The organism is Serratia proteamaculans (genome assembly GCF_008830365.1).
GTDB lineage: Bacteria > Pseudomonadota > Gammaproteobacteria > Enterobacterales > Enterobacteriaceae > Serratia > Serratia proteamaculans.
The window spans coordinates 1,030,056-1,056,763 of the sequence record NZ_WBKI01000001.1 but is presented as its reverse complement, the minus strand read 5'-3'; the positions used below and the strand labels follow the sequence as shown (position 1 = coordinate 1,056,763).

22 protein-coding genes, 2 tRNA genes and 1 other RNA gene are annotated in these 26,708 nt (G+C 51.4%); 14 read left to right on the top strand and 11 right to left on the bottom strand.

All coding sequences use genetic code 11. The features are described 5' to 3' along the window. Window positions 1-98: 98 nt before the first annotated feature. The 5 genes from F8R23_RS04990 to F8R23_RS04970 all read right to left on the bottom strand — a co-directional run bounded on the left by F8R23_RS04990 (window position 99) and on the right by F8R23_RS04970 (window position 2,226). Window positions 99-225, bottom strand: a non-coding RNA gene (locus F8R23_RS04990) — RtT sRNA. Between the two features lie 43 nt (window positions 226-268). After that, window positions 269-353: transfer RNA gene (locus F8R23_RS04985), tRNA-Tyr, on the bottom strand. A 194-nt stretch (window positions 354-547) separates the two neighbouring features. Then, window positions 548-632 (bottom strand) — tRNA-Tyr (locus F8R23_RS04980). Between the two features lie 158 nt (window positions 633-790). Beyond that, a complete protein-coding gene (purU, locus tag F8R23_RS04975; protein ID WP_085117091.1) occupies window positions 791-1,639 on the bottom strand; it encodes a formyltetrahydrofolate deformylase in 849 nt (282 codons plus the stop codon). A 122-nt stretch (window positions 1,640-1,761) separates the two neighbouring features. Further along, window positions 1,762-2,226 (bottom strand): YchJ family protein, encoded by a 465-nt coding sequence (locus F8R23_RS04970; protein WP_129938217.1) that lies wholly within the window; start codon window positions 2,224-2,226, stop codon window positions 1,762-1,764. Between the two features lie 142 nt (window positions 2,227-2,368). Between F8R23_RS04970 and rssA the strand changes: the two genes are divergently transcribed. The 5 genes from rssA to F8R23_RS04945 all read left to right on the top strand — a co-directional run bounded on the left by rssA (window position 2,369) and on the right by F8R23_RS04945 (window position 7,918). Beyond that, window positions 2,369-3,274 (top strand): patatin-like phospholipase RssA, encoded by a 906-nt coding sequence (gene rssA, locus F8R23_RS04965; protein ID WP_129934487.1) that lies wholly within the window; start codon window positions 2,369-2,371, stop codon window positions 3,272-3,274. 105 nt (window positions 3,275-3,379) lie between these two features. Then, entirely contained in the window at window positions 3,380-4,393 is a 1,014-nt protein-coding gene (gene rssB / locus F8R23_RS04960; RefSeq protein ID WP_099064398.1) for a two-component system response regulator RssB, read from the top strand. 200 nt (window positions 4,394-4,593) lie between these two features. Next, window positions 4,594-5,511, top strand: a complete 918-nt coding sequence (gene galU, locus F8R23_RS04955; RefSeq protein ID WP_099064216.1) for a UTP--glucose-1-phosphate uridylyltransferase GalU — start codon at window positions 4,594-4,596, stop codon at window positions 5,509-5,511. A 43-nt stretch (window positions 5,512-5,554) separates the two neighbouring features. Further along, entirely contained in the window at window positions 5,555-6,898 is a 1,344-nt protein-coding gene (locus tag F8R23_RS04950) for a UDP-glucose dehydrogenase family protein (protein WP_151415339.1), read from the top strand. Window positions 6,899-6,907: 9 nt separating this feature from the next. Further along, on the top strand, window positions 6,908-7,918 hold the full coding sequence (locus F8R23_RS04945) for an NAD-dependent epimerase (RefSeq protein WP_129934489.1): 1,011 nt from the start codon (window positions 6,908-6,910) through the stop codon (window positions 7,916-7,918). 215 nt (window positions 7,919-8,133) lie between these two features. Here the strand turns inward: F8R23_RS04945 and hns are convergent, their stop codons facing one another. Then, window positions 8,134-8,541 (bottom strand): histone-like nucleoid-structuring protein H-NS, encoded by a 408-nt coding sequence (gene hns, locus F8R23_RS04940; RefSeq protein WP_006321188.1) that lies wholly within the window; start codon window positions 8,539-8,541, stop codon window positions 8,134-8,136. Window positions 8,542-9,236: 695 nt separating this feature from the next. Here hns and F8R23_RS04935 point away from each other — a divergent pair. After that, on the top strand, window positions 9,237-9,821 hold the full coding sequence (locus F8R23_RS04935; protein ID WP_112348441.1) for a thymidine kinase: 585 nt from the start codon (window positions 9,237-9,239) through the stop codon (window positions 9,819-9,821). A 346-nt stretch (window positions 9,822-10,167) separates the two neighbouring features. Here the strand turns inward: F8R23_RS04935 and adhE are convergent, their stop codons facing one another. Beyond that, window positions 10,168-12,840, bottom strand: a complete 2,673-nt coding sequence (adhE, locus tag F8R23_RS04930; RefSeq protein WP_129934490.1) for a bifunctional acetaldehyde-CoA/alcohol dehydrogenase — start codon at window positions 12,838-12,840, stop codon at window positions 10,168-10,170. A gap of 524 nt (window positions 12,841-13,364) precedes the next feature. Between adhE and F8R23_RS04925 the strand changes: the two genes are divergently transcribed. The 7 genes from F8R23_RS04925 to oppF all read left to right on the top strand — a co-directional run bounded on the left by F8R23_RS04925 (window position 13,365) and on the right by oppF (window position 22,079). After that, on the top strand, window positions 13,365-14,009 hold the full coding sequence (locus F8R23_RS04925; RefSeq protein ID WP_085117083.1) for a YchE family NAAT transporter: 645 nt from the start codon (window positions 13,365-13,367) through the stop codon (window positions 14,007-14,009). 691 nt (window positions 14,010-14,700) lie between these two features. Next, window positions 14,701-16,338 carry an ABC transporter substrate-binding protein gene (locus F8R23_RS04920; RefSeq protein ID WP_151415337.1) on the top strand — a complete coding sequence of 546 codons (1,638 nt, stop codon included), beginning with the start codon at window positions 14,701-14,703 and terminating at the stop codon, window positions 16,336-16,338. Between the two features lie 150 nt (window positions 16,339-16,488). Further along, window positions 16,489-18,126, top strand: a complete 1,638-nt coding sequence (gene oppA / locus F8R23_RS04915; RefSeq protein ID WP_112348480.1) for an oligopeptide ABC transporter substrate-binding protein OppA — start codon at window positions 16,489-16,491, stop codon at window positions 18,124-18,126. 83 nt (window positions 18,127-18,209) lie between these two features. Beyond that, the gene (gene oppB, locus F8R23_RS04910; protein WP_112348479.1) at window positions 18,210-19,130 is read left to right on the top strand and encodes an oligopeptide ABC transporter permease OppB; all 921 of its coding nucleotides are present in this window, start codon (window positions 18,210-18,212) and stop codon (window positions 19,128-19,130) included. A gap of 14 nt (window positions 19,131-19,144) precedes the next feature. Beyond that, a complete protein-coding gene (gene oppC / locus F8R23_RS04905; RefSeq protein ID WP_099062839.1) occupies window positions 19,145-20,053 on the top strand; it encodes an oligopeptide ABC transporter permease OppC in 909 nt (302 codons plus the stop codon). Window positions 20,054-20,064: 11 nt separating this feature from the next. Then, complete coding sequence (gene oppD / locus F8R23_RS04900) at window positions 20,065-21,081, top strand: ABC transporter ATP-binding protein (protein WP_151415336.1); 1,017 nt, start codon at window positions 20,065-20,067, stop codon at window positions 21,079-21,081. Beyond that, window positions 21,078-22,079 (top strand): murein tripeptide/oligopeptide ABC transporter ATP binding protein OppF, encoded by a 1,002-nt coding sequence (gene oppF / locus F8R23_RS04895; RefSeq protein ID WP_112348478.1) that lies wholly within the window; start codon window positions 21,078-21,080, stop codon window positions 22,077-22,079. The genes oppD and oppF overlap by 4 nt, the downstream gene beginning before the upstream one ends. Before the next feature lie 64 nt (window positions 22,080-22,143). Here the strand turns inward: oppF and F8R23_RS04890 are convergent, their stop codons facing one another. Then, window positions 22,144-22,467 (bottom strand): HI1450 family dsDNA-mimic protein, encoded by a 324-nt coding sequence (locus F8R23_RS04890; RefSeq protein WP_004945300.1) that lies wholly within the window; start codon window positions 22,465-22,467, stop codon window positions 22,144-22,146. Between the two features lie 56 nt (window positions 22,468-22,523). Continuing rightward, complete coding sequence (cls, locus tag F8R23_RS04885) at window positions 22,524-23,984, bottom strand: cardiolipin synthase (protein ID WP_085117076.1); 1,461 nt, start codon at window positions 23,982-23,984, stop codon at window positions 22,524-22,526. Window positions 23,985-24,237: 253 nt separating this feature from the next. Between cls and F8R23_RS04880 the strand changes: the two genes are divergently transcribed. Then, window positions 24,238-24,414, top strand: coding sequence for a YciY family protein (locus F8R23_RS04880; protein WP_071593055.1), 177 nt, complete (start codon window positions 24,238-24,240; stop codon window positions 24,412-24,414). A 48-nt stretch (window positions 24,415-24,462) separates the two neighbouring features. On the opposite strand, the gene F8R23_RS04875 is transcribed toward F8R23_RS04880, so the two are convergent. Both F8R23_RS04875 and F8R23_RS04870 read right to left on the bottom strand, forming a co-directional pair. After that, on the bottom strand, window positions 24,463-24,954 hold the full coding sequence (locus tag F8R23_RS04875) for a Dps family protein (protein WP_085117075.1): 492 nt from the start codon (window positions 24,952-24,954) through the stop codon (window positions 24,463-24,465). A 196-nt stretch (window positions 24,955-25,150) separates the two neighbouring features. Then, window positions 25,151-26,623, bottom strand: coding sequence for an MFS transporter (locus tag F8R23_RS04870; protein ID WP_129934494.1), 1,473 nt, complete (start codon window positions 26,621-26,623; stop codon window positions 25,151-25,153). Window positions 26,624-26,708 lie beyond the last annotated feature (85 nt).

Here is a 26,708-nt window from a genome sequence, read left to right as displayed (position 1 = left end):
GGAATTCAAGTTGAGGATGCGCTAACGGATTAAGGGAATTGATAAATGGGAGATAAGAGGACCAAGTGTTTGATTTAATATTGGGGGACATACAAGGATGGTGGTGGGGGAAGGATTATTCGTCGCGGTGCGACTCACCCTTCGGGCCGCGCTGAAGCGCGTTGTCTCACTGCGTGAGACTCGAACCTTGTCGAAGCTTCTCATCCTTCCCGGTAAGGAGTGATAGGGTACTTTCAAGTTTGATTTAATATTGGGGGACATACAAGGATGGTGGTGGGGGAAGGATTCGAACCTTCGAAGTCTGTGACGGCAGATTTACAGTCTGCTCCCTTTGGCCGCTCGGGAACCCCACCATGGTATTCATGGTTTTACTTATTATTTAACAGGAGATCGGCTAGATTCCTATGGCGCTTCGTCTGAAGGATTACCGCGCTGAAGCGCGTTGTCTCGCTGCGCTCGGCTCGAACCTTGTCGAAGCTTCTCATCCTCCCCCTCCGTGTTTTATGTAGCTTCAGCTTTCGCTGTGCTCTCAACAACAGAGAGAAGATGGTGGTGGGGGAAGGATTCGAACCTTCGAAGTCTGTGACGGCAGATTTACAGTCTGCTCCCTTTGGCCGCTCGGGAACCCCACCACTGGCCTTGCTTGCGAAACATCTGTCTCGGTAAGCGGGGCGCATCATATCAAATGAAACGGGCGTGTAAAGTATTGAAATGCAGAAAATGAATCGTTTGCCGGTTTTTTACTCGTGGCGGTGCATCCCTGAACGAAAGGCACCGCTTTATTGAGCAATTACAGAATAACCGTCCGGTTGCCGTAAACAAATACCCGCTGCGCCAGCACATGGTACAGCGCGCGGCTGAGTGCATTCTTTTCAACGTCACGTCCGGCACGCATCATATCGTCAGCAGAATAGGTGTGATCGACATGGATCACGTCCTGCATGATGATTGGGCCTTCATCCAAATTGTCGTTAACGTAGTGGGCGGTAGCGCCGATGATTTTCACGCCGCGTTCGTAAGCCTGATGATAAGGTCGGGCACCGATAAAGGCCGGCAGGAACGAGTGATGGATGTTGATCACCTGATTCGGGTAGTGCTGGACGAACGCCGGCGTCAACACCCGCATATACTTGGCCAGCACCACATAGTCTGGCTGATACTGATCAATCTGAGCCATCATTTTCTGATCGTGCTGGTCGCGCGTCAGGCCTTCATGGCTGACCAGGTGGAACGGAATATCGAAACGCTCTACCAGCGTTTGCAAGGTATCGTGGTTACCGATAACCGCAGCGATTTCTACATCCAGACCACCGTAGGCGCTTTTCATCAACAGGTCGCCCAGGCAGTGTGCCTCTTTAGTAACCAGGACGACAATACGACGACGGCCAGAGTTATGCAGTTCGCGAACCGAACCCACCGGCAGCGCGCTGTCGAGATCTGCCAGTAGTGTGGTGTCGTTGAAAATGCCTTCCAGTTCGGTACGCATAAAGAAACGGCCGGTGCGGTGATCAACGAACTCGTTGTTTTGAATAATGTTGAGTTCATGCTTGTAACAAATATTGGTGATCTTGGCGATCAGGCCTTTGGCATCCGGACAAATGGTGCGCAAAACTTTTCTTTGTACATTTTGGTGTGGCATGGGAGTGAGGATCCTGTCTGATACTGAACGTCCTGTCTTCGCAGGCGAGAGTTTTATCATCTTTATTTTCAAGCTGTGCCCGATTGGCCACGCCTGAAATCTACGGTGCCTGTGACTGTCGGCTAACGCCCACAGCACTTTTTATATTTTTTCCCTGATCCGCAGGGGCAAACGGCGTTTCTGCCAGGCTGGGGTTTGGTTCCGTCAATATAATACCAGCGTTGGTCAAGCAGAAGGAAGCGCGAACGCTCGTGCATCGCTTTGTGCTCGCCGGTACTGCCGTCGACGAAGCGGGCGATGAACTCGACAAAACCTTCTCCGGTTTCATGTCCCTGTTTTTCTTCCACCAGGGTCAGGCCGATCCACTCGGTATTCTTGAAGCTGTCGACGATCCCATTGCGCCATTCAGCGGCATGACAGTCGGGATGCCAGGTCGCTACCAGATAATCCACATTGTGTTTTACGTAAGCGCTAAAGCGCGAACGCATTAATTTACCAGGGGTCGACGGCGTTTGGGGGCCGTTGATGTAGGGCTCGCAGCATGCGCTATACTCCAGGCCGCTGCCGCAGGGGCATAATTCGGGCAAGATGACTCCTAAAATGGCCGGAACGAAATGAACGGGCCGATGCCGAAACAAATTTAGAGCATATGTTACCTAACAATATTCGGCTGTGACAATCTAGGCTGACAGCTGGGGCGAAACATTCACCGAAAAAAGGACGGAAACGATGCGGAAAATTAAGATCGGATTGGCATTGGGCGCGGGTTCGGCCAAAGGGTGGGCGCATATCGGGGTGATCAACGCGCTAAAGAAATTGGGTGTTGAAGTCGATATAGTAGCCGGCTGCTCGGTGGGTGCCTTGGTGGGGGCTGCCTTTGCCAGCCACCGTCTGCCGGCGATGGAAACCTGGGTGCGTTCATTCAGCTATTGGGATGTGATCCGTCTGATGGACCTGTCCTGGCAACGCGGCGGGCTGTTGCGTGGGGAACGGGTATTCAATGCGGTAGGGCAGTTGTTAAAGATTGATGATATCGCTGAATGTTCACTGAAGTTTGGCGCGGTGGCGACTAATCTGAGCACCGGACGGGAACTGTGGTTAACGGAAGGGGATATTCATCAGGCGGTGCGTGCGTCGTGCAGTATGCCTGGTCTGTTGGCGCCGGTGTGGTTTGACGGCTATTGGCTGGTGGATGGTGCGGTGGTGAATCCGGTGCCTATCTCATTGACCCGGGCTTTGGGGGCAGACATCGTTATTGCCGTTGACTTGCAACATGATGCCCATCTGATGCAACAGGATTTGTTCTCGGTACGCACTCCTGATATGGAGACACCAAAAGATCTCCCTGCCCGAAACTGGCGAGGGCGATTGAGGGAACGTATCAGCAAAATGACCACCAGAAAGCCGAATTTCACGCCGACGGCGATGGAGATCATGGGGACTTCGATCCAGGTGCTGGAAAATCGGCTGAAACGCAATCGCATGGCCGGCGATCCGCCGGATGTGCTGATCCAACCCTATTGTCCACAGATCTCGACGTTAGACTTCCATCGTGCCGACGAGGCGATTGAAGCGGGTAAACTGGCGGTTGAAAAACAGCTGGATATGCTGTTGCCATTGATAAAAGACAAATAATTTACGGTTCTTAACGGCATGCTCTGCGGTGGTGAAAATTTCAGGCAGGCATAAACGGTCTTTTTGAGCCACTATTACACTATGGAAAGGGAAGAGGCTCGGCTGATGGCATTACCACTGACTCACAAGCGCATTTTGGTCGTTGAGGACGAACTGGTTTTTCGTTCCGTGCTTGTTGGCTATTTGAAATCGTTGGGGGCGGAAACCAGTGAAGCGGCCAACGGTTTGCAGGCATTGAGTTTGGTGGATGATGTTCATCCCGATTTAATCCTGTGCGATCTGGCGATGCCGGAAATGGATGGGATCGAGTTTGTCGAACATCTGCGCCTGCAAGGCGTACAAACCCCAGTGTTGGTGATCTCGGCGACCGACAAAATGGCGGATATCGCCAAAATGTTGCGGTTAGGTGTCCAGGACGTGTTGTTAAAACCGGTGACCGATCTCAATCGCCTGCGTGAAGCGGTGCTGGGCTGTCTGTATCCCAATATGTTTACCTCACCGGCTATCGAAGAAGTGGAACTGTTCCAGGACTGGGATGCACTGAGTAAAAATCCCTCCGAAGCGGTGAAGTTACTCAAACAGTTACAGCCTCCGGTGCAGCAGACCATCGCTCATTGCCGGATTAATTACCGGCAATTAACCACCGGCGAGAACCCGGGGTTGGTGCTGGATATTGCAGCGTTATCGGATAAGGATCTGGCGTTCTATTGTCTGGATGTGACCCGCGCAGGGGATAATGGCGTATTGGCGGCATTACTACTGCGGGCTTTATTTAATGGATTACTGCAGGATCATTTAGCTAATCAGCGCCATCGGTTGCCGCAAATGACTGCATTGTTAAAGCAAGTTAATCAATTATTACGTCAGGGCAAACTGGAGGGGCAATTCCCGTTGCTGGTCGGTTATTATCACGCCGAATATAAAAACCTGATTTTGGTCTCCGCAGGTCTGCATGCCAATGTAAATACCGGCGATAATCAAATTCAACTGAGCAACGGCGTGCCGCTTGGGACGCTGGGTGCGACCTACATGAATCAAATCAGCCAGCACTGTGCTGCCTGGCAGTGCCAGGTTTGGGGCTCTGGTGGCAGGCTGCGCTTGATGCTCAGCGCTGAATAAACCACCGCGATTAAAACAGCATGTAAAGTTTAGATATTTGACGTGCTTATTTTTACCTCAGTTAACCCATTGGGTAATTGTCCTAAAGTTTTTCTATTTGTGCTGCGGTTAATGCCACTCAGTCATAAACTGGTATACTCCGGAGGTTTTTTGTATGACGGATGAAGCTCATAAACCGAGCGCTATTAAGAGAGGAAATAATGCCTGCTGTAAATCGTAAAGTCAGAAAGGCTGTGATCCCGGTTGCAGGCTTGGGAACACGGATGTTACCGGCGACAAAAGCCATTCCAAAAGAAATGCTGCCGCTGGTTGACAAGCCCTTGATCCAATACGTTGTCAATGAATGTATTGCAGCAGGGATTAACGAGATTGTGTTGGTAACCCATTCCTCCAAGAATTCGATCGAAAACCATTTCGATACCAGTTTTGAACTGGAAGCGATGCTGGAAAAACGTGTTAAGCGTCAGTTGCTGGATGAAGTGCAGTCTATCTGTCCAAAGGGCGTTACCGTGATGCAGGTACGTCAAGGGGTAGCTAAAGGGTTGGGACACGCGATTATGTGTGCTTACCCGCTGGTGGGTGACGAGCCGGTGGCCGTAATTTTGCCGGATGTGATCCTCGATGAGTACAGCTCCGATCTGAAAAAAGACAATTTGCACGAAATGCTGCAGCGCTATGAACAAACCGGTATCAGCCAGATTATGGTCGAACCCGTGCCACATAAAGATGTTGGCAACTACGGCGTGGCCGATTGCAAAGGGTATGATCTTCAGCCGGGCGAAAGTGCCCCGATGGTCAGCGTAGTCGAGAAACCTTCGCCGGATGAAGCGCCATCCAATCTGGCCATTGTTGGCCGCTATGTGCTCTCCGCCGATATCTGGCCGCTGCTGTCGAAAACCCCTCCGGGTGCCGGTGGTGAAATCCAGCTTACCGACAGCATTGAAATGCTGATGCAGCAAGAGACAGTAGAGGCTTATCACCTGAAAGGGATCAGCCATGACTGCGGCAATAAGCTCGGTTATATGCAGGCATTTGTCGAATATGGCATGCGACATGCCGGGCTGGGCCAAGAGTTTACTCAGTGGTTGAAACAGTTACTGGCCGCTGATAAGAAATAATTTATTTATCTTTAGTCTTAATTTTAAAAACTAGGATTTTCCTATGAAAGTAACAGTTTTTGGTATTGGCTATGTTGGCCTGGTGCAGGCTGCGGTTCTGGCTGAAGTCGGGCACGACGTTATGTGTATCGATATAGACGAGCATAAAGTCGAAAACCTGAAGAAAGGGAACATCCCTATTTTTGAGCCTGGTCTGACGCCGTTGGTGCAACAAAACTATGAAGCCGGCCGTCTGCATTTCACCACCGATGCAAAAGCCGGGGTCGCGCATGGCACCATTCAATTCATCGCCGTGGGCACACCACCGGACGAAGATGGCTCTGCCGATTTGAAATATGTGACTGCCGTGGCACGTACCATCGCAGAACATATGACCGATCGCAAAGTGGTGATCGATAAATCTACCGTACCGGTCGGCACCGCAGATAAAGTCCGTCAGGTTATGGAAGAAACGCTGCAGAAACGCGGTAGCAAGGTTGCTTTCGATGTGGTTTCCAACCCGGAATTCCTGAAAGAAGGCGCTGCGGTAGCAGACTGCATGCGTCCTGAGCGCATCGTCATCGGTACCGATAACAACGATGTGATCGAGCCTATTCGCGAGCTGTATGAGCCGTTCAACCGCAACCACGATCGTATGATCATAATGGACATTCGTAGTGCTGAACTGACCAAGTATGCTGCAAACTGCATGCTGGCGACCAAAATCAGCTTTATGAATGAAATGTCTAATCTGGCCGAAATGCTTGGTGCAGACATTGAGAAAGTGCGTCAGGGTATCGGTTCTGATTCCCGTATCGGCTATCACTTTATCTATCCAGGCTGCGGCTATGGCGGCTCCTGCTTCCCGAAAGACGTTCAGGCCCTGATCCGCACCGCGGAGCATATTGGCTACCAGCCAAAACTGTTGCAGGCGGTAGAACAGGTTAACTATCAGCAGAAATATAAGCTGACCAAATTTATCAAGCATCACTTTGGTGAAGATCTGAAGGGCAAAACCTTTGCGTTGTGGGGACTGGCCTTCAAACCTAATACCGACGACATGCGTGAAGCCTCCAGCCGTGTGCTGATGGAGCAGCTGTGGGAAGCAGGTGCTACCGTGCAGGCGTACGACCCTGAAGCGATGAACGAAGTGCAGCGCATCTATGGCCAGCGCGACGATCTGAAGCTGGTAGGTACCAAAGAAGCGGCCCTGCAGGGGGCTGACGCGTTGGTTATCTGTACCGAATGGCAGAATTTCCGCGCGCCTGATTTCGACGTGATTAAAGGCGCGTTAAAGCAGTCGGTGATCTTTGATGGCCGCAACTTGTTTGACCCTGAGCGTCTGGAAAGCCGCGGCTTTACCTATTATGCCATTGGTCGCGGTGCGTCCATTCAGCCGGTTATTTAAGGGACAAATATGAAATTCCTGGTTACAGGCGCGGCAGGGTTTATTGGTTATTACACCGCTGAGCGTCTGCTGGCCGCTGGGCATCAGGTTGTCGGTATCGACAACCTGAATGATTATTACGATGTGGGCCTGAAAATGGCTCGCCTTGATCTGCTAGTGGATAAACCCGATTTCCAGTTTATTAAGCTGGATTTGGCCGATCGTGAGGGCATGGCGCAGCTGTTTGCCGAGCACCAGTTCCAGCGGGTGATTCATCTTGGGGCTCAAGCCGGGGTGCGTTATTCATTGGAAAACCCGCTGGCCTATGCTGACTCGAATCTCATCGGGCATTTAAACGTGCTGGAAGGATGTCGACACAATAAAGTCGAGCATCTGTTATATGCTTCTTCCAGTTCGGTATATGGCTTGAATCGTAAGCTGCCATTTGCGACTGAAGATTCTGTTGATCACCCGATATCATTGTATGCGGCTACTAAAAAAGCCAATGAGCTGATGTCGCACAGTTACTCTCACTTATATGGTCTTCCCACCACCGGTTTGCGTTTCTTTACCGTATATGGCCCGTGGGGGCGCCCGGATATGGCGCTGTTTAAATTTACCAAGGCCATATTGGCGGGCGAGAGCATCGATGTATATAACCACGGGGAGATGCACCGTGACTTTACCTACATCGACGATATCGCGGAGTCTATTGTGCGGTTGCAGGCGGTTATTCCTCAGGCCAATGCAGCCTGGACAGTTGAGCAGGGATCGCCAGCGACCAGTTCTGCGCCGTACCATGTCTATAATATCGGCAACAGCAGCCCGGTGAAGCTGATGGAATATATCAGTGCACTGGAACAGGCGTTGGGGATTGAGGCTCGTAAGAATATGCTGCCGATGCAGCCTGGTGACGTGTTAGATACCAGTGCTGATACTGCGGAGCTTTATCGTGTTATTGGCTTCAAGCCTGAAACCAGCGTTGAAGAAGGCGTGAAACGCTTTGTTGAATGGTATAAGTCATTTTATAAAGCTCAGTAATTGAGCAATACGTAAATGCTATAAGGGGCTTTGGCCCCTTTTTTTATGCTTAGACAAAGTCAGGTCAGTTCGGTAAGTCAGGAGACAAAAACCAATGGGGCAGAGGGCTGCCATAGGATAATTACCTAAAGCTTAACTTATGTTCTAACCAGCCAGGAAATAAGCATAACAAAAAGGCTCCCAAGGGAGCCTTTTTAACGTGCATTGAAATGCTATTACAGCAGGAAATCGTCCAGAGATTTACCTTGCTCTTCGATAGCTTTCTTAATCACTGCTGGAGTACGGCCCTGGCCAGTCCAGGTTTTCAGTTCGCCGTTTTCATCTTTATATTGGTATTTAGCCGGACGTGCTGCACGTTTAGCTTTACCAGCGGCTTTAGTTGCAGCCATAGTTTGCAGCAGTTCGTTAGGATCAATACCGTCAGCAATCAGCATTTCACGATATTGCTGCAGTTTACGGGTGCGTTCTTCAACTTCTGCTTGAGCCTGGCTGTCTTCTTCGCGACGTTCGTTCACAACAACTTCCAGTTTTTCAAGCATTTCTTCCAGCGTTTCCAGGCTGCATTCTCTTGCCTGTGCGCGTAGAGTACGGATGTTGTTCAAAATCTTTAATGCTTCGCTCATTGTCCTAGTCTCAAATTATATTGGTGGGGGGCGTCTGGATAATAATAGAGTGCTCTTTTCTTTTCTGCAATAGACAAATTGAAAGGAACGCTCAAATTTACCTTTTAAAACACCTAACCGGAACACTACGGCTAATATAGGTGGGGGGGATAAGTATTACAACCTCCATTTTTAAGTCAAATTTTCAACAGTAGGGTATGTTTACTATGCATGAAAGGCATTCATGGCTAAGTTATAATTGTGTTTTATATCAATATTACGCTGAATTCTGTGGGTTAAATCACGCGCCTTAGTATGCCAACACTGTAAACAATGGGGGTATACGAGTAAAGATAACGTCAAGAACTGTACCCTTAGCTGTTTTATGTCATTAAATACTCTGGTGTCGCACCGGCAGGCGTTAATAGATTCAATTTCTCTGTGTCTCGGGGACGGGGCAGACCTGTGTTGCTATAACCATTAATGCCTGATGCTAATCATTAGCAGTAATTAAATGTGATGACAGACGGCAATTATCCTGTAAATAGATGTAAAGGCATGGCACGTACAGAACGGAATGTTTCACTTGAAAGTTTGGTATTCGTTTTGTCGGGATGTTGATTAACCCGGAGGCGTGAGCAGGCCGACAGGTTATGGTACACTTTACGCCTGAATCAACGTTTGAATATTTCTTATACCATTGGAGTTGCGGGCCCATGGCTCAACTTTATTTTTATTACTCTGCAATGAATGCAGGGAAATCTACCGCGTTGTTGCAATCTTCATATAATTATCAAGAACGTGGTATGCGTACACTGGTGTTTACCGCCGAAATAGATCACCGTTTTGGCGTGGGCAAGGTGAGCTCGCGGATTGGCCTGTCATCTCAGGCACAGCTCTATAATAATGAGTCGATGCTCTACGCGATGATTGCACAGGAACATCAACAGCAACCGATACACTGCGTGTTGTTGGATGAAAGCCAGTTCCTGACGAAGCAGCAGGTTGAGCAATTATGCGATGTCGTCGACCAACTGGATATTCCGGTTTTGTGTTACGGCTTGCGTACCGACTTCCTGGGTGAACTGTTCATTGGCAGCCAATACTTGCTGGCCTGGGCGGACAAACTGGTAGAGTTGAAAACTATCTGCCATTGCGGGCGTAAGGCCAATATGGTGTTACGGCTGGATGAGAGCGGGCAGGCGATGCATGCCGGTGAGCAGGTAGTGATTGGCGGTAACGAGAGCTATGTCTCCGTTTGTCGCAAGCATTACAAGGAAGCCATACAGGCACTGGGGTAAGGTTTAAACACGACAGCGAGCCCTGTGGCGCGTTTAAACGCTATTGTACAACCTGGTAGATTGAGCTGAACCTTCCGCATAAAAAAACCGCCTTTCTGAAGTGAATCCCATTTATTGGATACTTTTCCTGGCGGCTAACATGGCCTGAGTTCGGTACTGTACCGGGCTTAGGCCGTTTAGTTTTACTTTGATTTGCTCATTGTTTGAGATAGTGGAAGACAACCTTACGGATAAATTCTGTTGTGTACTTTTTTCTGCCCATTTAAAAGAAAACCCCTAATCGTTGGGGTGTCCAACTTTCGGGGTTCACTTTATTTCGGCAGTTTTTTATTGGCTCAATGAACCGTTACTTTTTGGTCTTTTTTTCTGTTTTGGCCACAACAGGTGCTACCAAAACTTCTTCATCTTCTGCTTCACTAAACTTACGGCCGTAGAAGGTATCCAGCATAATTTGCTTCAGTTCTGCAATCAGCGGATAACGCGGGTTGGCGCCGGTACATTGGTCGTCAAAGGCGTCTTCAGACAGCTTGTCAACTTTTGCCAGGAAATCGGCTTCCGTCACACCGGCTTCACGGATTGATGCCGGGATGCCCAGTTCGGCTTTGATCTCGTCCAGCCAGGTCAGCAACTTCTCGATTTTTTGTGCGGTACGGTCGCCAGGAGCGCCCAGACCGAGGTGATCAGCGATTTCAGCGTAGCGACGACGAGCCTGCGGGCGGTCGTATTGGCTGAATGCCGTTTGCTTGGTTGGGTTGTCGTTCGCGTTATAGCGAATAACGTTGGAGATCAGCATGGCGTTGGCCAGACCGTGTGGGATGTGGAACTCAGAGCCCAGTTTGTGGGCCATTGAGTGGCAAACCCCCAGGAAGGCGTTGGCGAACGCGATACCGGCGATGGTTGCGGCATTGTGCACGCGCTCACGGGCTACCGGGTTCTTTGCACCTTCTTTGTAGCTGGCTGGCAGATACTCTTTCAGCAGTTTCAACGCTTGCAGCGCCTGACCATCAGAGTATTCGTTCGCCAGTACTGAAACGTAAGCTTCCAGTGCATGAGTCACCGCATCCAGGCCGCCGAAGGCGCACAGGGATTTTGGCATGTTCATCACCAGGTTTGCGTCAACGATCGCCATATCCGGTGTCAGCGCATAATCCGCCAGTGGGTATTTCTGGCCGGTTACGTCGTCGGTCACTACCGCAAACGGTGTTACTTCTGAACCAGTACCAGAGGTGGTGGTCACAGCAATCATTTTTGCTTTGACGCCCATTTTCGGGAACTTGTAGATACGTTTACGGATATCCATAAAGCGCAGCGCCAGGTCTTCGAAATGGGTTTCAGGATGTTCGTACAGCACCCACATGATCTTCGCAGCATCCATCGGTGAACCCCCACCCAGCGCGATGATTACGTCTGGTTTGAAGGAGTTCATCTGCTCAGCACCTTTACGCACGATGGACAGCGTTGGGTCCGCTTCAACTTCAAAGAAGACTTCTGTTTCAATGCCGTGAGACTTCAGAACGGAGGTGATCTGGTCTGCATAACCGTTATTGAACAGGTAGCGGTCGGTCACAATGAAGGCGCGTTTTGCCCCGTCGGTCGCTACTTCTTCCAGCGCGATAGGCAGTGAGCCACGACGGAAGTAGATTGATTTCGGAAGTTTATGCCACAACATGTTTTCTGCTCGCTTCGCTACAGTTTTCTTGTTGATCAGGTGTTTTGGACCGACGTTTTCAGAGATGGAGTTACCACCCCAGGAACCGCAGCCCAGCGTCAGTGACGGAGCGAGTTTAAAGTTGTAAAGGTCACCGATGCCCCCCTGAGAAGCCGGGGTATTGATCAGGATACGCGCGGTTTTCATCTTGTCGCCGAAGAAGGCAACGCGTTCCGGCTGGTTATCCTGGTCGGTGTACAGACAAGAGGTGTGACCGATACCGCCCATGGCGACCAGTTTTTCCGCTTTGCTGACGGCGTCGGCAAAGTCTTTGGCGCGATACATAGCCAGCGTAGGCGACAGTTTTTCGTGAGCGAAAGGCTCAGTTTCATCAACCAGTTTCACTTCACCGATCAGCACTTTGGTGCTTGCCGGCACTTTGATGCCAGCCATCTCGGCGATTTTCGGTGCAGACTGGCCAACGATAGCCGCATTCAGACCGCCGTTTTTCAGGATAATGTCCTGAACGGCTTTCAGCTCTTTCCCCTGCAGCATGTAGCCGCCGTGGGTAGCGAAACGTTCGCGCACTGCATCATAGATTGAATCAACCACGATGACTGACTGCTCAGAGGCGCAAATGACGCCGCTGTCGAAGGTTTTGGACATCAAGATTGAAGCGACAACGCGTTTGATGTCTGCGGTTTCGTCAACCACCACCGGGGTGTTACCTGCACCAACGCCGATAGCCGGTTTGCCGGAGCTGTAGGCGGCTTTCACCATGCCTGGACCGCCGGTCGCGAGGATCAGGTTGATGTCAGGGTGGTGCATCAGTTGGTTAGACAGTTCAACGGTAGGTTGGTCGATCCAGCCGACGATGTCTTTTGGTGCACCGGCGGCAATCGCGGCCTGCAGCACGATATCCGCTGCCTTGTTGGTGGCGTTTTTCGCACGAGGGTGCGGAGAGAAGATAATGCCGTTACGGGTTTTCAGGCTGATTAAGGCTTTGAAAATGGCCGTGGAAGTCGGGTTGGTGGTAGGTACGATACCGCAAATCAGGCCAATAGGCTCTGCAATGGTGATGGTACCGAAAGTATGGTCTTCGGCCAGAATGCCGCAGGTTTTTTCATCTTTATAGGCGTTGTAGATAAACTCTGATGCGAAGTGGTTCTTGATCACTTTATCTTCAACGATACCCATCCCGGATTCTTCAACGGCCAATTTGGCCAGAGGAATGCGGGCATCGGCAGCGGCGAGGGCAGCAGCGCGGAAAATTTTATCAACTTGCTCTTGAGTGAAGTTGGCATATTCGCGCTGGGCTTTTTTGACACGTGCAACTAGCTCGTTCAGTTCAGCGACATTTGTTACAGCCATAATGCTCTCCTGATAATGTTAAACTCTTTCAGTAAATCAGCCGTGCGAGCAAGTAGTATAGACAGAACGGGGGAAAATGCTGCTTTAAAAACAAGGGCTTTCCGCCATTTTTTGTCACATGTCGCTGATTTGCTTAAAGAGCTTTACCCGATGCTTCAGCAGAAGAAGACAGCGGGCCGAACAGAGATGCCACTTTTTCCTTAACCTGTTCTACTCCCTGACTACGACTAAGAGCTTAACTACTCTTGGTTAGTGATTTTGTGATTTAAATCATAAAAACCGCAAGCTGACACCATTCAGCTACGGTTGTTGAGAATAATTCTTGATAACTGTCATGTCAGACACTTTTCTCAACATAAAAAATCATAAACCGTACATTGCTTTAACAATGGCGAATTATCTTATCGGCATGGGCATAAATAGATATAAATCCCGCCCATGACCAATGGATTACCCGTGGCAATTCTATTACATTAGCGCGCGAAGGCATTGTCACTTTTAGCGTTACTAAAGCGGAGTCATTTGTGGGCCCATCTCTGTTGGATTTTTCCGGCTTCATTAAATTTTTTGTCGGCCTGTTTGCACTGGTGAACCCGGTGGGTATTTTGCCGGTGTTTATCAGTATGACCAGCTACCAGGCGGCGGCCGGGCGCAATAAAACTAACCTGACCGCCAACCTGTCGGTCGCCATTATCCTGTGGACCTCGCTGTTTTTGGGGGAGGGGATTTTGCGCATGTTCGGCATCTCTATTGACTCGTTCCGTATTGCCGGCGGCATTCTGGTGGTCAGCATTGCCATGTCGATGATCAGCGGCAAGCTGGGCGAGGACAAACAGAACAAACAGGAAAAATCAGAGAGCGCGATCCGTGAGAGCATCGGCGTGGTGCCGTTGGCATTGCCACTGATGGCTGGACCGGGCGCCATCAGTTCCACCATAGTCTGGAGTTCTCGCTATCACAGCTGGCAGAACCTGCTGGGGTTTACCCTGGCCATCGCGTTGTTTGCCTTTTGTTGTTGGTTGTTGTTCCGCGCTGCGCCTCTGCTGGTGCGTCTATTGGGGCAAACCGGCATTAACGTCATCACCCGTATCATGGGGTTGTTGCTGATGGCATTGGGTATCGAGTTTATCGTGACGGGTATAAAAGCCATATTCCCCGGCTTGCTGTAATCCGGGGAATGAGTCGCGAATAGGATGATTCGCGGCTCAAATTAATTTTAAAAAATAAAAACTATTATTGTCTCGCATTAATATGGTGCTTAATGTGAATGAATTTTATTCACTTGCACCATAATGTGGCATAAATCTTAATCTGTTGCTCAATAAAAGCTCTAAGCGCTATTTTTACCCCTTATCCCCCTCGGTTATTGCCCTTTATTACCTTCTGAACATCAAATTCGCTGTTAATTTAATCACATCATTCTGTAGGGCTTGTCTCGCTTTCATCCAGGTGTTATTAGTGATTAACCGCACATAAGCAGGTGTTTGTTCTTTGAACTGCGCCTTTGTTAACTGAATGTTTCTTTATCTGGTGTGTGGGTTCGCTGCGTACGGCTCTGACGGTTATTTTTTTAATTTTAATCATTAAAATCAATTGGTTAAATTATTTTCACGTACCCCCTTCACCAGTGGGTCAGAACCTGCTTGGAGCAATAAAAGAGAATTGCTTAACATTTCTGTAAAAATTATTGGCTATGGAAATTGCCTTCTGCTAATTTCTGAGCAACTTTCTACGCGTAATTAACAGTATCGCGTCGCCAAAGTGGGAATGATTTTTGCTGGTGTCTGTTTATTTAGAATTCTTATAAATACTTCACGAATATCGATAAGCATTGCTTGTTGGTGAAAAGGAGCCTCGACTATGCAGCAAACCTTAAAGCGCACGCCATTGGCCATGTTCATTGCCGGTTTGCTGAGTCTCAGCACCGTTTATTCTGCTCAGGCGGCTGATGTTCCGGCCGGGGTGCAATTAGCCCAACAGCAGAAGATTGTCATTAACAACGGTTCGGAAGTGGCTTCATTGGATCCGCATAAGGTCGAAGGCATACCGGAAAGCAATATCATTCTGAACCTGCTGGAGGGGTTGGTCAGTACCGACGCCAATGGGCACGTGGTACCGGCCGCGGCGACAAATTGGGAAAATCAGGATTTTAAGACCTGGACTTTCCACCTGCGGCCCGACGCGGTATGGAGTGATGGCTCACCGGTCACTGCACAGGATTTTGTCTACAGTTGGCAGCGTCTGGCCGATCCGAAAATCGGCTCACCTTACGCCAGCTATCTGCAGTACGCCAAAATTGAAAATACCGACGCGATCCTGACCGGCAAGCAAAGTCCGCAGACCCTCGGCGTTAAAGCCATTGATGATAAAACGCTGCAGGTCTCCCTGAGCGAGCCAGTGCCGTATTTTATCAGCATGCTGAGCCACACCTCGCTGAAACCGGTAAAACGTTCGGTGGTTGAGAAGTTTGGCGACAAATGGACGCTGCCTGCGAACTATGTCGGCAATGGGGCCTATCGCTTGAAAGATTGGGTGGTGAATGAGCGTATTGTGCTTGAACGCAGCCCAACCTACTGGAATAACAAGAAAACGGTAATCGATCAGGCAACGTTCTTGCCGATTTCTTCAGAAGTCAGTGACGTCAACCGCTTCCGCAGCGGTGAAATTGATATCACTAACAGCGCCATCCCGCCAAATCTGTTCGCGAAGATGAAGAGCGAAATTCCTGAGCAATTGCACGTTAACCCTTATCTGTGCACTTTTTATTACGAGATCAACAACCAGCGCGCACCATTTACCGATGCCCGGGTGCGCGCTGCAGTAAAACTGACGTTGGACCGCGACATTATCGCCAACAAGATCATGGGCCAGGGACAGATCCCGGCCTACAGCTTTACCCCGACCTTTACTGACGGTGCCAAGTTCACGGCGCCGGAATGGGCAGGATGGAGCCAGGAACAGCGCAATACCGAGGCGAAGAAATTGTTGGCCGAGGCAGGTTTCACCGCGGCTAAACCGCTTAAATTCACGTTGCTGTACAACACCTCCGATCAAAATAAACAGCAGGCGATCGCAGCGGCGTCAATGTGGAAGAAAAACCTCGGTGCGGATGTCACGCTGCGCAATCAGGAGTGGAAAACCTCACTGGAAAGCCGCCATCAGGGGCAGTACGACGTGGCTCGGGCCACCTGGTGTGGTGATTATAATGAGCCAAGTGCCTTCCTGAACCTGCTGATCTCCAATAGCAGTATCAACACCATTTTTTACAAGAGCCCGGCGTTTGACGCCCTGATGGCCAGCACGCTGAAAGCGCCGGATGAAGCTGCCCGCGCTGCTCTTTATCAGCAGGCGGAGACGCAGTTGGACAAAGACTCCGCGTTGGTCCCGGTGTATTACCGCATTAGCGCGCGTCTGATCAGGCCATCAGTGGGCGGCTTTACCGGTAAAGATCCGCTGGATTACACCGATGTGAAAAATCTATACATCATCAAGCAGTAACGAGGGGTATTACGTCACGCCAACAACGGTGAGTAATACAGGGAAGGCCGCCTGCCGTATTCGTTCATCGGTAGCCGGTATAACAAGGTCCGCTCACGGGCAACGCAGGCTCCACGACGAGCCTGTGATAATAAAAACGGAAGTATACACATGACCAACATCACGAAAAAAACCATCCTTGCGGCCGGCATCATTGCCGCGCTGGGCATCACAGCAACCGGAAGTGCTTTTGCGGCTGACGTGCCGGCGGGTGTGCAACTGGCGGACAAGCAAGAAATCGTTAAAAACAACGGTTCGGAAGTGCAGTCCCTGGATCCGCACAAGATCGAAGGCGTGCCGGAAAATAACGTTACCCGCGATCTGATGGAAGGCCTGGCCAACAATGGTCCGGATGGGGCTATCGTTCCGGGCGTGGCGGAAAGCTGGGATAACAAAGATTTTAAAGTGTGGACCTTCCATCTGCGTAAAGACGCAAAATGGTCGAATGGCAAGCCGGTAACGGCGCAAGATTTCGTTTATAGCTGGCAGCGCGTGGTGGATCCAAAAACGGCATCCCCTTACGCCAGCTATCTGCAATACGCTCACGTAGAAAACGTCGATGACGTTATCGCGGGCAAGAAAGACAAATCCACCCTGGGCGTGAAAGCAATCGACGATCACACCTTCCAGGTTACCCTGACCGAGCCGGTGCCTTATCTGGTTGAAATGACGCCGCACTACGCGATGAAACCAGTGTTTAAAGACGCGGTCGAGAAGTTTGGCGAGAAGTGGACCCTGCCGGCGAACTACGTCAGCAACGGTGCTTATAAGCTGAAAGACTGGGTGGTTAACGAACGTATCGTGCTGGAACGTAACCCGGAATATTGGGATAACGCAAAAACCATCATTAATAAAGTGACGTTCCTGCCAATTGCGTCGGAAGTGACCGACGTAAACCGCTACCGCACCGGCGAAATCGACATGACTTATAACAACATGCCGATTGAACTGTTCCAGAAATTGAAAAAAGAGATCCCGAAAGAAGTTCATGTTGATCCTTACCTGTGTACCTATTACTACGAGATCAACAACCAGAAAGCGCCATTTACCGATCAGCGTGTACGTGAAGCGCTGAAACTGGGTCTGGATCGCGACATCATCACCAATAAAGTGAAAAACCAGGGTGATCTGCCAGCCTACAGCTTCACACCTCCTTACACCGATGGCGCCAAACTGACGCCACCAGAGTGGTTCGGCTGGACACAGGAAAAACGCAACGAAGTAGCGAAAAAACTGCTGGCTGACGCTGGTTATGGCCCAGGCAAACCACTGACATTCTCACTGTTGTACAACACTTCCGACCTGCACAAAAAACTGGCTATCGCCGCGGCCTCCATCTGGAAGAAAAACCTGGGTGTGGACGTGAAGCTAGTGAATCAGGAGTGGAAAACCTTCCTGGACACCCGCCATCAGGGGACCTATGACGTAGCGCGCGCCGGCTGGTGTGCCGACTATAACGAACCAAGCTCGTTCCTGAACATGATGCTGTCTGACAGCAGCAGTAACACCCCGCACTATAAGAGCGCGGAGTTCGATAAGCTGATGGCGAATGTGCTGACGGCGAAAACCAAAGAAGAACGTGCAGAGCTGTATCAGAAAGCCGAAGTGCAGCTGGATAAAGACTCCGCCATCGTTCCGGTTTATTACTATGTGAATGCCCGTCTGGTGAAACCTTATGTTGGGGGTTACACCGGTAAAGACCCACTTGATAACGTGTACGACAAAAACCTGTACATCATCAAGCATTGATAAGGTAAGTGCCGGCGGTGTGAACCGCCGGCCCATGTTGAGAATAATAAGCCGTTATCAGGCTGCAGCACAGGGTTAGGGCAATGCTTAAATTTATATTTCGTCGCTTGTTAGAAGCGATCCCGACACTATTTATCCTTATTACCATCTCATTCTTTATGATGCGTTTGGCTCCTGGCAGCCCATTTACCGGCGAGCGTGCATTGCCGCCGGAAGTGATGGCCAACATCGAGGCCAAATATCATTTGAACGATCCGATCTGGAAGCAGTACGGCCATTATCTGGTGCAACTGTCGAAAGGCGATTTTGGGCCGTCATTCAAATACAAAGATTACTCGGTAAACGATCTGGTGGCTTCTTCATTCCCGGTCTCCGCCAAACTTGGCCTTGCCGCATTTTTGTTGGCGGTCGTCTTGGGGGTTAGCGCCGGGGTGGTTGCTGCACTGAATCAAAATACCAAATGGGATTATACGGTGATGGGCTTTGCCATGACCGGGGTGGTGATCCCCAGTTTCGTGGTGGCGCCGTTACTGGTGTTGATTTTCGCCATCACGCTGAAATGGTTGCCGGGTGGCGGTTGGAACGGAGGGGCGCCGAAATACATCATCCTGCCGATGGTGGCGTTATCACTGGCCTATATTGCCAGTATCGCCCGTATCACGCGTGGATCGATGATTGAAGTGCTGCACTCAAACTTTATCCGCACAGCCCGCGCCAAAGGCTTACCGATGCGGCGCATTATTTTCCGCCATGCGCTCAAGCCTGCGTTATTACCGGTGCTTTCTTACATGGGCCCGGCGTTTGTCGGCATTATCACTGGTTCCATGGTGATCGAAACCATTTATGGTCTGCCGGGTATCGGCCAGCTGTTTGTTAACGGCGCGCTGAACCGCGACTATTCCTTGGTATTGAGCCTGACCATTCTGGTGGGTGGCCTGACTATTTTGTTTAACGCGATCGTCGACGTGCTGTACGCCGTTATCGATCCAAAAATTCGTTATTAAGCTGGAGCACGCAAATGATGTTGACGAAAAAGAACAGCGAGGCTCTGGAGAACTTCAGCGAAAAGCTCGAAGTAGAAGGGCGCAGCCTGTGGCAGGATGCCCGTCGTCGCTTTGTGCATAACCGTGCGGCAGTCAGCAGCTTGTTTGTGCTGGTGCTGATTACCCTGTTTGTGATTGTGGCACCCTGGCTGTCACAGTTTGCCTATGACGATACCGATTGGGCGATGATGTCGGCCGCGCCGAGCCTTGACGCGGGCCATTACTTTGGCACCGACTCCTCCGGTCGTGATTTGCTGGTGCGCGTGGCGATTGGCGGACGTATCTCGCTGATGGTTGGCGTATCAGCCGCGCTGGTGGCGGTGATTGTCGGGACGCTGTATGGTGCGATGTCCGGTTACCTGGGCGGTAAAACCGATTCGGTAATGATGCGCCTGTTGGAAATCCTCAACTCCTTCCCGTTCATGTTCTTCGTTATCTTGCTGGTCACCTTCTTCGGGCAAAACATCCTGCTGATCTTTGTGGCGATCGGCATGGTGTCCTGGCTGGATATGGCGCGTATTGTGCGCGGACAAACCCTGAGCCTAAAGCGTAAGGAATTTATCGAAGCGGCGTTGGTATGCGGTGTGTCGAGCCGTAATATCGTGCTGCGCCATATCGTGCCGAACGTGCTCGGTGTGGTGGTGGTATACGCCTCATTGCTGGTGCCGAGTATGATCCTGTTCGAATCTTTCCTCAGCTTCCTGGGGCTGGGTACTCAGGAACCGTTAAGCAGCTGGGGTGCATTGCTGAGCGATGGCGCCAACTCGATGGAAGTTTCACCGTGGTTGCTGCTGTTCCCGGCGGGTTTCCTGGTTGTCACTCTGTTTTGTTTCAACTTTATCGGCGATGGCCTGCGTGACGCCCTCGACCCGAAAGATCGTTAAGGAGTGCAATCATGAGCACCATTGAAAATCCACAGTTGCAAACCAGCACCGCCGCTAAATCGCCGCTGTTGCTGGATGTAAAAGACCTGCGCGTGACCTTCGGCACTCCGGACGGTGACGTGACGGCAGTGAACGATCTGAACTTTGACCTGCGCGCCGGCGAAACGCTGGGTATCGTGGGGGAATCCGGTTCTGGTAAATCCCAGACCGCCTTTGCGCTGATGGGGCTGTTGGCCAGCAATGGTCGCATTGGCGGCTCGGCTAAATTTAACGGCCGTGAAATTCTCAACCTGCCGGAAACACAGCTCAATAAGCTGCGGGCGGAAGAGATTTCGATGATCTTCCAGGACCCGATGACCTCACTCAACCCCTATATGCGCGTTGGTGAGCAGTTGATGGAAGTGCTGATGCAGCACAAGAACATGGGTAAAAGTGCGGCCTTTGAAGAATCGGTGCGCATGCTTGATGCGGTTAAAATGCCTGAAGCGCGTAAGCGCATGCGCATGTATCCGCATGAGTTTTCCGGCGGTATGCGCCAGCGCGTGATGATTGTCATGGCGTTGCTGTGCCGGCCGAAGCTGTTGATTGCCGATGAACCTACCACCGCACTGGATGTGACGGTTCAGGCGCAGATCATGACACTGCTGAACGAGCTTAAGCGCGAGTTCAACACTGCCATCATTATGATCACCCACGACCTGGGCGTGGTGGCCGGCATCTGTAACAAGGTGCTGGTGATGTACGCCGGACGCACCATGGAATATGGCAGTGCACGCGATGTGTTCTATCGTCCTAGCCACCCTTACTCGATTGGTTTGCTGAATGCGGTACCTCGTTTGGACGCCGAAGGTGAGGCGCTGATGACTATTCCTGGCAACCCACCGAATCTGCTACGCCTGCCGAAAGGCTGCCCGTTCCAGCCGCGTTGTTCGTACGCGATGCCGCAATGTGCAAGCGCTCCGCCGTTGGAGCAGTTTGGTGAAGGGCGTCTACGTGCCTGCTTTAAACCGGTGGAGGCGTTGGTATGAGTACGGTAACCGACAAGAAAGTCCTGCTCGAAGTGGCTGATTTGAAAGTGCACTTCGACATTCATGATGACAAACAGTGGTTCTGGCAGCCGCCGAAAACCCTGAAGGCCGTTGACGGTGTGACACTGCGCCTGTTCGAAGGGGAAACTCTGGGCGTGGTGGGCGAGTCGGGCTGTGGTAAATCGACCTTTGCCCGCGCTATTATCGGTCTGGTGAAAGCGACCAGCGGGCGCGTTGCCTGGCTGGGTAAAGACTTGCTCGGTATGAGCGACGTTGACTGGCGCAAAACCCGCAGCGATATTCAGATGATCTTCCAGGATCCGCTGGCCTCACTGAACCCGCGCATGACCATTGGGGAAATCATCGCCGAGCCACTGCGTACCTATTACCCAAAAATGCCGCGTCAGGAAGTGAAAGACAAGGTTAAAGCGATGATGCTGAAGGTTGGCCTGTTGCCAAACCTGATCAACCGTTATCCGCATGAGTTTTCCGGTGGTCAGTGTCAGCGTATCGGTATCGCCCGCGCCCTGATCCTGGAGCCAAAACTGGTGATTTGTGATGAACCGGTCTCGGCGCTGGACGTATCGATCCAGGCGCAGGTGGTGAACCTGTTACAGCAACTGCAGCGTGAAATGGGGCTGTCGCTGATCTTTATCGCTCATGACCTCGCGGTAGTAAAACACATCTCTGACCGCGTGTTGGTAATGTATCTGGGTCATGCGGTGGAACTGGGCACCTATGATGAGGTGTACCACAACCCGCAGCACCCTTATACCAAAGCTCTGATGTCGGCGGTACCGGTTCCTGATCCGGACAAGGAGAAGGATAAACAGATCCAGTTGCTGGAAGGGGAACTGCCTTCACCGATCAACCCGCCATCTGGCTGTGTGTTCCGTACTCGCTGTCCCATCGCCGGGCCGGAATGCGCCAAGACCCGACCGTTGCTGGAAGGCAGCTTCCGCCATGCGGTTTCTTGTCTGAAGGTCGATCCGCTGTAATCGGTGTTTTTCGCCAACAAAAAACCCGCCAAAATTGGCGGGTTTTTTTATGCCTGATAGCCGCTTACTCTTTCCACAGAATGTGGCAAAGCTTGTGGTCTTTCTCTCGGCACAGCAGCACGCGGGCAAACACGTCATTGATCGGTTCGCCATCGCTGTCCGCCAGGCCAATCACCACTTCGGCGAAAAAGTCCGGGTTCAGGTCAAAATCCACATGTTCCGACCAGTCTTCCGCCGGGTCATACAGTTCGGCGCCACCGCGCTCCTCAAACTGCAGGTTGAACAGCAGAATATCCGCCGGATCCAGATTGTCGCCGGCCAACTCCAAAAAGATGTCGTAAGCCTGTTCCAGCGTTTCGTCTTCAGTAAGGCGGTTATTCAAATCCATAATTAAATCCCGATAACAAATGATTTGGCATTATTAAAGCATGCCCGCTACGGCATTTATAGCAGCGGGCTGAAAAAGTAGAACAGGCGCTCAACAATACGGTGCCAGAACGGCCGTTTCTGCCACTCTTTGGCATTCAGCAACTGCGAACGGGCTATATAGTCATCCTGCACGCAGGCCAGATCGCTGCCGAAACCGTCATCGTCGATCACCAGTGTGATTTCGAAATTCAGCCACAGGCTGCGCATATCCAAATTTACCGTGCCAACCAGGCTGAGTTGACCATCGACCAGTACGCTCTTGGTATGCAGCAAGCCGTCTTCAAACTGGTAGATATTGACGCCTGCTTCCAGCAGTTCGGAGAAGAAAGAGCGACTGGCCCAGCGTACCATCGTGGAGTCGTTATCGCGTGGCACAATAATGCTGACTTCAACCCCGCGCAGTGCGGCGGTGCAGATCGCATGCAGCAAATCGTCGCTGGGTACGAAATAGGGGGTGGTCATGATCAACTGTTCACGTGCTGAGTAAACTGCGGTCAGCAGCGCCTGGTGGATCATTTCTTCCGGGAAGCCGGGGCCGGAGGCGATAACCTGGATAGTGTGACCGCTTTCCTGTTCGAACGGCATGATATTGACGTCCGGCGGCGGTGGTAGGATCCGTTTACCGGTTTCAATCTCCCAGTCACAGGCATAAACGATACCCATGGTACTGGCGACTGGGCCCTCCATACGTGCCATCAGATCGATCCACTGACCAACACCGGCGTCCTGTTTGAAATAGCGTGGATCGACCATATTCATACTGCCGGTGTAGGCAATATAGTTGTCAATCAGCACCACTTTACGGTGTTGACGCAAATCCATCCGGCGCAGGAATACGCGGAACAGGTTGACCTTGAGTGATTCCACCACCTCGATGCCGGCATTACGCATCATGCCGGGATAGGGGCTGCGGAAGAACTGCAGGCTGCCGGCAGAGTCCAGCATCAGGCGACAATGTACACCGCGGCGCGCAGCGGCCATCAGGGATTCGGCCACCTGATCCACCAATCCGCCGGGCTGCCAGATGTAAAACACCATCTCAATATTATGGCGCGCCAGCTCAATATCACGGATTAGCGCTTTTAGCGTTGCGTCGGTGGTGGTGAGTAACTGAAGTTGGTTGCCCTTGACGCCATCAATACCCTGGCGACGATTGCACAGTTGGAACAGGGGTCTGGCGACCTCGCTGTAATCGGTGGCGAAGATGCGCTGGCTCTCTTTTAATTCGCTCAGCCAGCGTGCGGTAGAAGGCCACATCGCCTTGGCGCGTTCGGCGCGGCGTTTGCCCAGATGCAATTCACCAAAGGATAAGTAAGCCACGATACCGAACAGCGGCAGAATATAGATAACCAGCAACCAGGCCATAGCGGAAGGTACAGCGCGACGTTTCATCAGAATACGCAGTGTCACACCGGCGATAAGCAGCCAGTAACCAAAGACCATGAGCCAACTGATTACGGTATAAAATGTTGTCATAAAGGCGAAAAATCCCGTTCGCAAACCACCAACGATGAGTGTACGCACAGAACGCTAAAGGGGAAACCTTTTCTCGGCGCTTATGTTGCAAAAATATGATTGGCTTAAGGCACTTGCTGTAAACAAAAAATACATTTTTCGCCGGTTATCGCGTCGCCCAGTCGGATTAAAATACGGCGAACTGAGGCTTGGATCGCTCAGCGAAAGGGCTATAATGCCCGCCGTAGGTTTTTGACGGATGAGTGACAAAACGATGAGACGCAGTAGAAACGAGGTGGGCCGCTGGCGGATGCTACGACAGAGTCAGCGCCGCAGGCATCGCTGGTTGGAACGCCAGTCTTGCAGCAATCGGCATATTATTCGGGTGCGACGTCGCCTGGATGACCAGCACCGACGTTCATTGCTGTTTGTGGTGGCCTACGAGTGGTAAAGCAAAAACAGTCCCTGAGGGGACTGTTTCTGTTAACTGCGGTTGGGTTTATTTCCCCAGATAGGCGTTAAGCATCCAAACCTGCTTTTCCTGCTCTTTGATGTAGTCGCTCATCAGTGAAGCCGTCCCTTCATCACCCGCATCGGCGGCCAGTGTCAACAGGTCGCGCTGCTGTTGCAACAGCACCGAATAACCGTGCAGCAACCCACCCAGCGTGCCTTTATCATCGGTGACGTTGGTGTCTTCCTTGATGTCGGAAGTTTTCAGATAATCGCTGAAGGCATGACGCGGCTGCGAACCCAGGGTCAGAATACGTTCCGCCAACTCATCAACCTTGGTCAGCAGATCGTTATAGGTTTCTTCAAATTTGACGTGCAGCTCAAAGAAATGCGGGCCGGAAATGTTCCAGTGGTAACCGCGCACGTTCATATACAGCACCTGATAATTCGCCAGCAGCGCATTCAACGCTTCCGATAGTTTTGCCGATTGTTTACTGTCCAGGCCGATATGGTTTTTAGCTGCTTTCTTCGTCGTTGCCATAATAATCTTCTCCTGATTATTTGATTCGATGATTTACACAATATCCATAACAAACACAGTAACCGGATTTATCGCAGGGTTAAAGACGATCAAAAGCATCAATGCAATCGTTGAAACCAATAACGATAAATCCGAGAAGCAAATTGCCAATTCAGTTTAAGCAGAATGCGTTAACAACAAAAGCGGCTTCTTATCATTACTTGCGCAAGGCCATTTTTGTCACACCGGCACCCAGCACCATCAGTAATGCCGCCGTGATCAGCACCACGATAAATGCGCGGTCGAAAGCCAGGCGGGCCAGTTGCTTAAGCTGTTGTGCCTGATCGGCGGCCAGAGTTGAGGCCAACCGCAAGGCCTCATCGATACTGTCGTAAGCGGCTTCACTCACCGGCAGACTGCCAGGCAGCGCCAGACTGTGGCTATAGATGGCGGTCATCAACCCACCCAGCAAGGTGATGCCCAGAACGCCGCCCAGTTCATAGGACACATCTTCGATCGACGCCGCCATACCGGATTTTTCTTCCGGAGCATTGAGCATGATGGCAGTCGACGCGGCGGTAATTACTCCCCCAAGACCAAAACCGGCGATAAACAGGCAAACCAACTGCAGCACCAGGCTACTCTGATAAAGCAGCGCCAGGCCGCCAATACCCAAGCCGGTCAGGAGCAACCCACCGAATATCATGCTGCGCTCGCCGTAGCGTGGCAGCATTAATCCGGCCAGCGGACCGGCTAATGCAGACGCCACGGGGATCGGCAGAATGAACAGTGCCGCTTGTAACGGGCTAAGTTCAAGCACCAACTGTAGACGTTGCGTCAGTACCAGCTCCACACCGACCAGGGCTATCATCGATATCAGAGCCACGCCGACGCCGCCGGCAAACAGCCGATTCTGGAACAGCGAGAAGTCGATCATTGGATAACGCGCCTGACGCTGGCGACGGACAAACAGCCAGAGCGAGAAAATACCGATGGCGGCGGCAATCACCAGCGCAATAAAGGAGGGCGTCGCCTTGCTCAGTTCCTTCAGCGCATAGATGCAGCCCACCAGACCGGCCATGACCTGCACCGAACCGATGATATCGTAAGGGCGTTTATTTTCTCCGCCGCAGTGCGGTATCAACCGCCATGCCAGCGGTAACACCACCATAACGACTGGCACGTTGATCAAGAACACCGACCCCCACCAGAAATATTCCAGCAGGACCCCGCCAACCACCGGGCCAATAGCGGCACCACCAGAGGCGACTGCAGCCCAAATACCAATCGCCAAGGCGCGTTCGCGTTCGTCGGTAAAAACGTGGCGGACAATGGACAGCGTGGCCGGCATCATCATTGCTGCACCGACAGCGAGGAATACGCGAGCGGCGATCAACCATTCGGCTGAAGGAGAAAAGGCCGCACACAGGGAGGCGACGGCAAACACGGGCAACCCGGCAATAAACAGCCGTTTATGACCAATGCGATCGCTCAACATGCCTGCACCGGGCAGCAAACCGGCAACCACTAACGGGTAGGCATTCACGATCCATAATTTTTGTGACGCACTGGCATCCAGCGCTAGCGTCAGGCGTGGCAATGCGGTGTACAGCACCGTCATGTCGATGATGATCAAAAATAGCGCGCTGGAAATCATTGCCAGGATCAACCAGCGGTTGTTTACGTGCATAATATTATTCCAAAAAAAGCGAGCGACGCGGATGCGTTGCCATAAAGTCACCACCCGAACCTGTCGGGTGGTATACTGGCGCTAA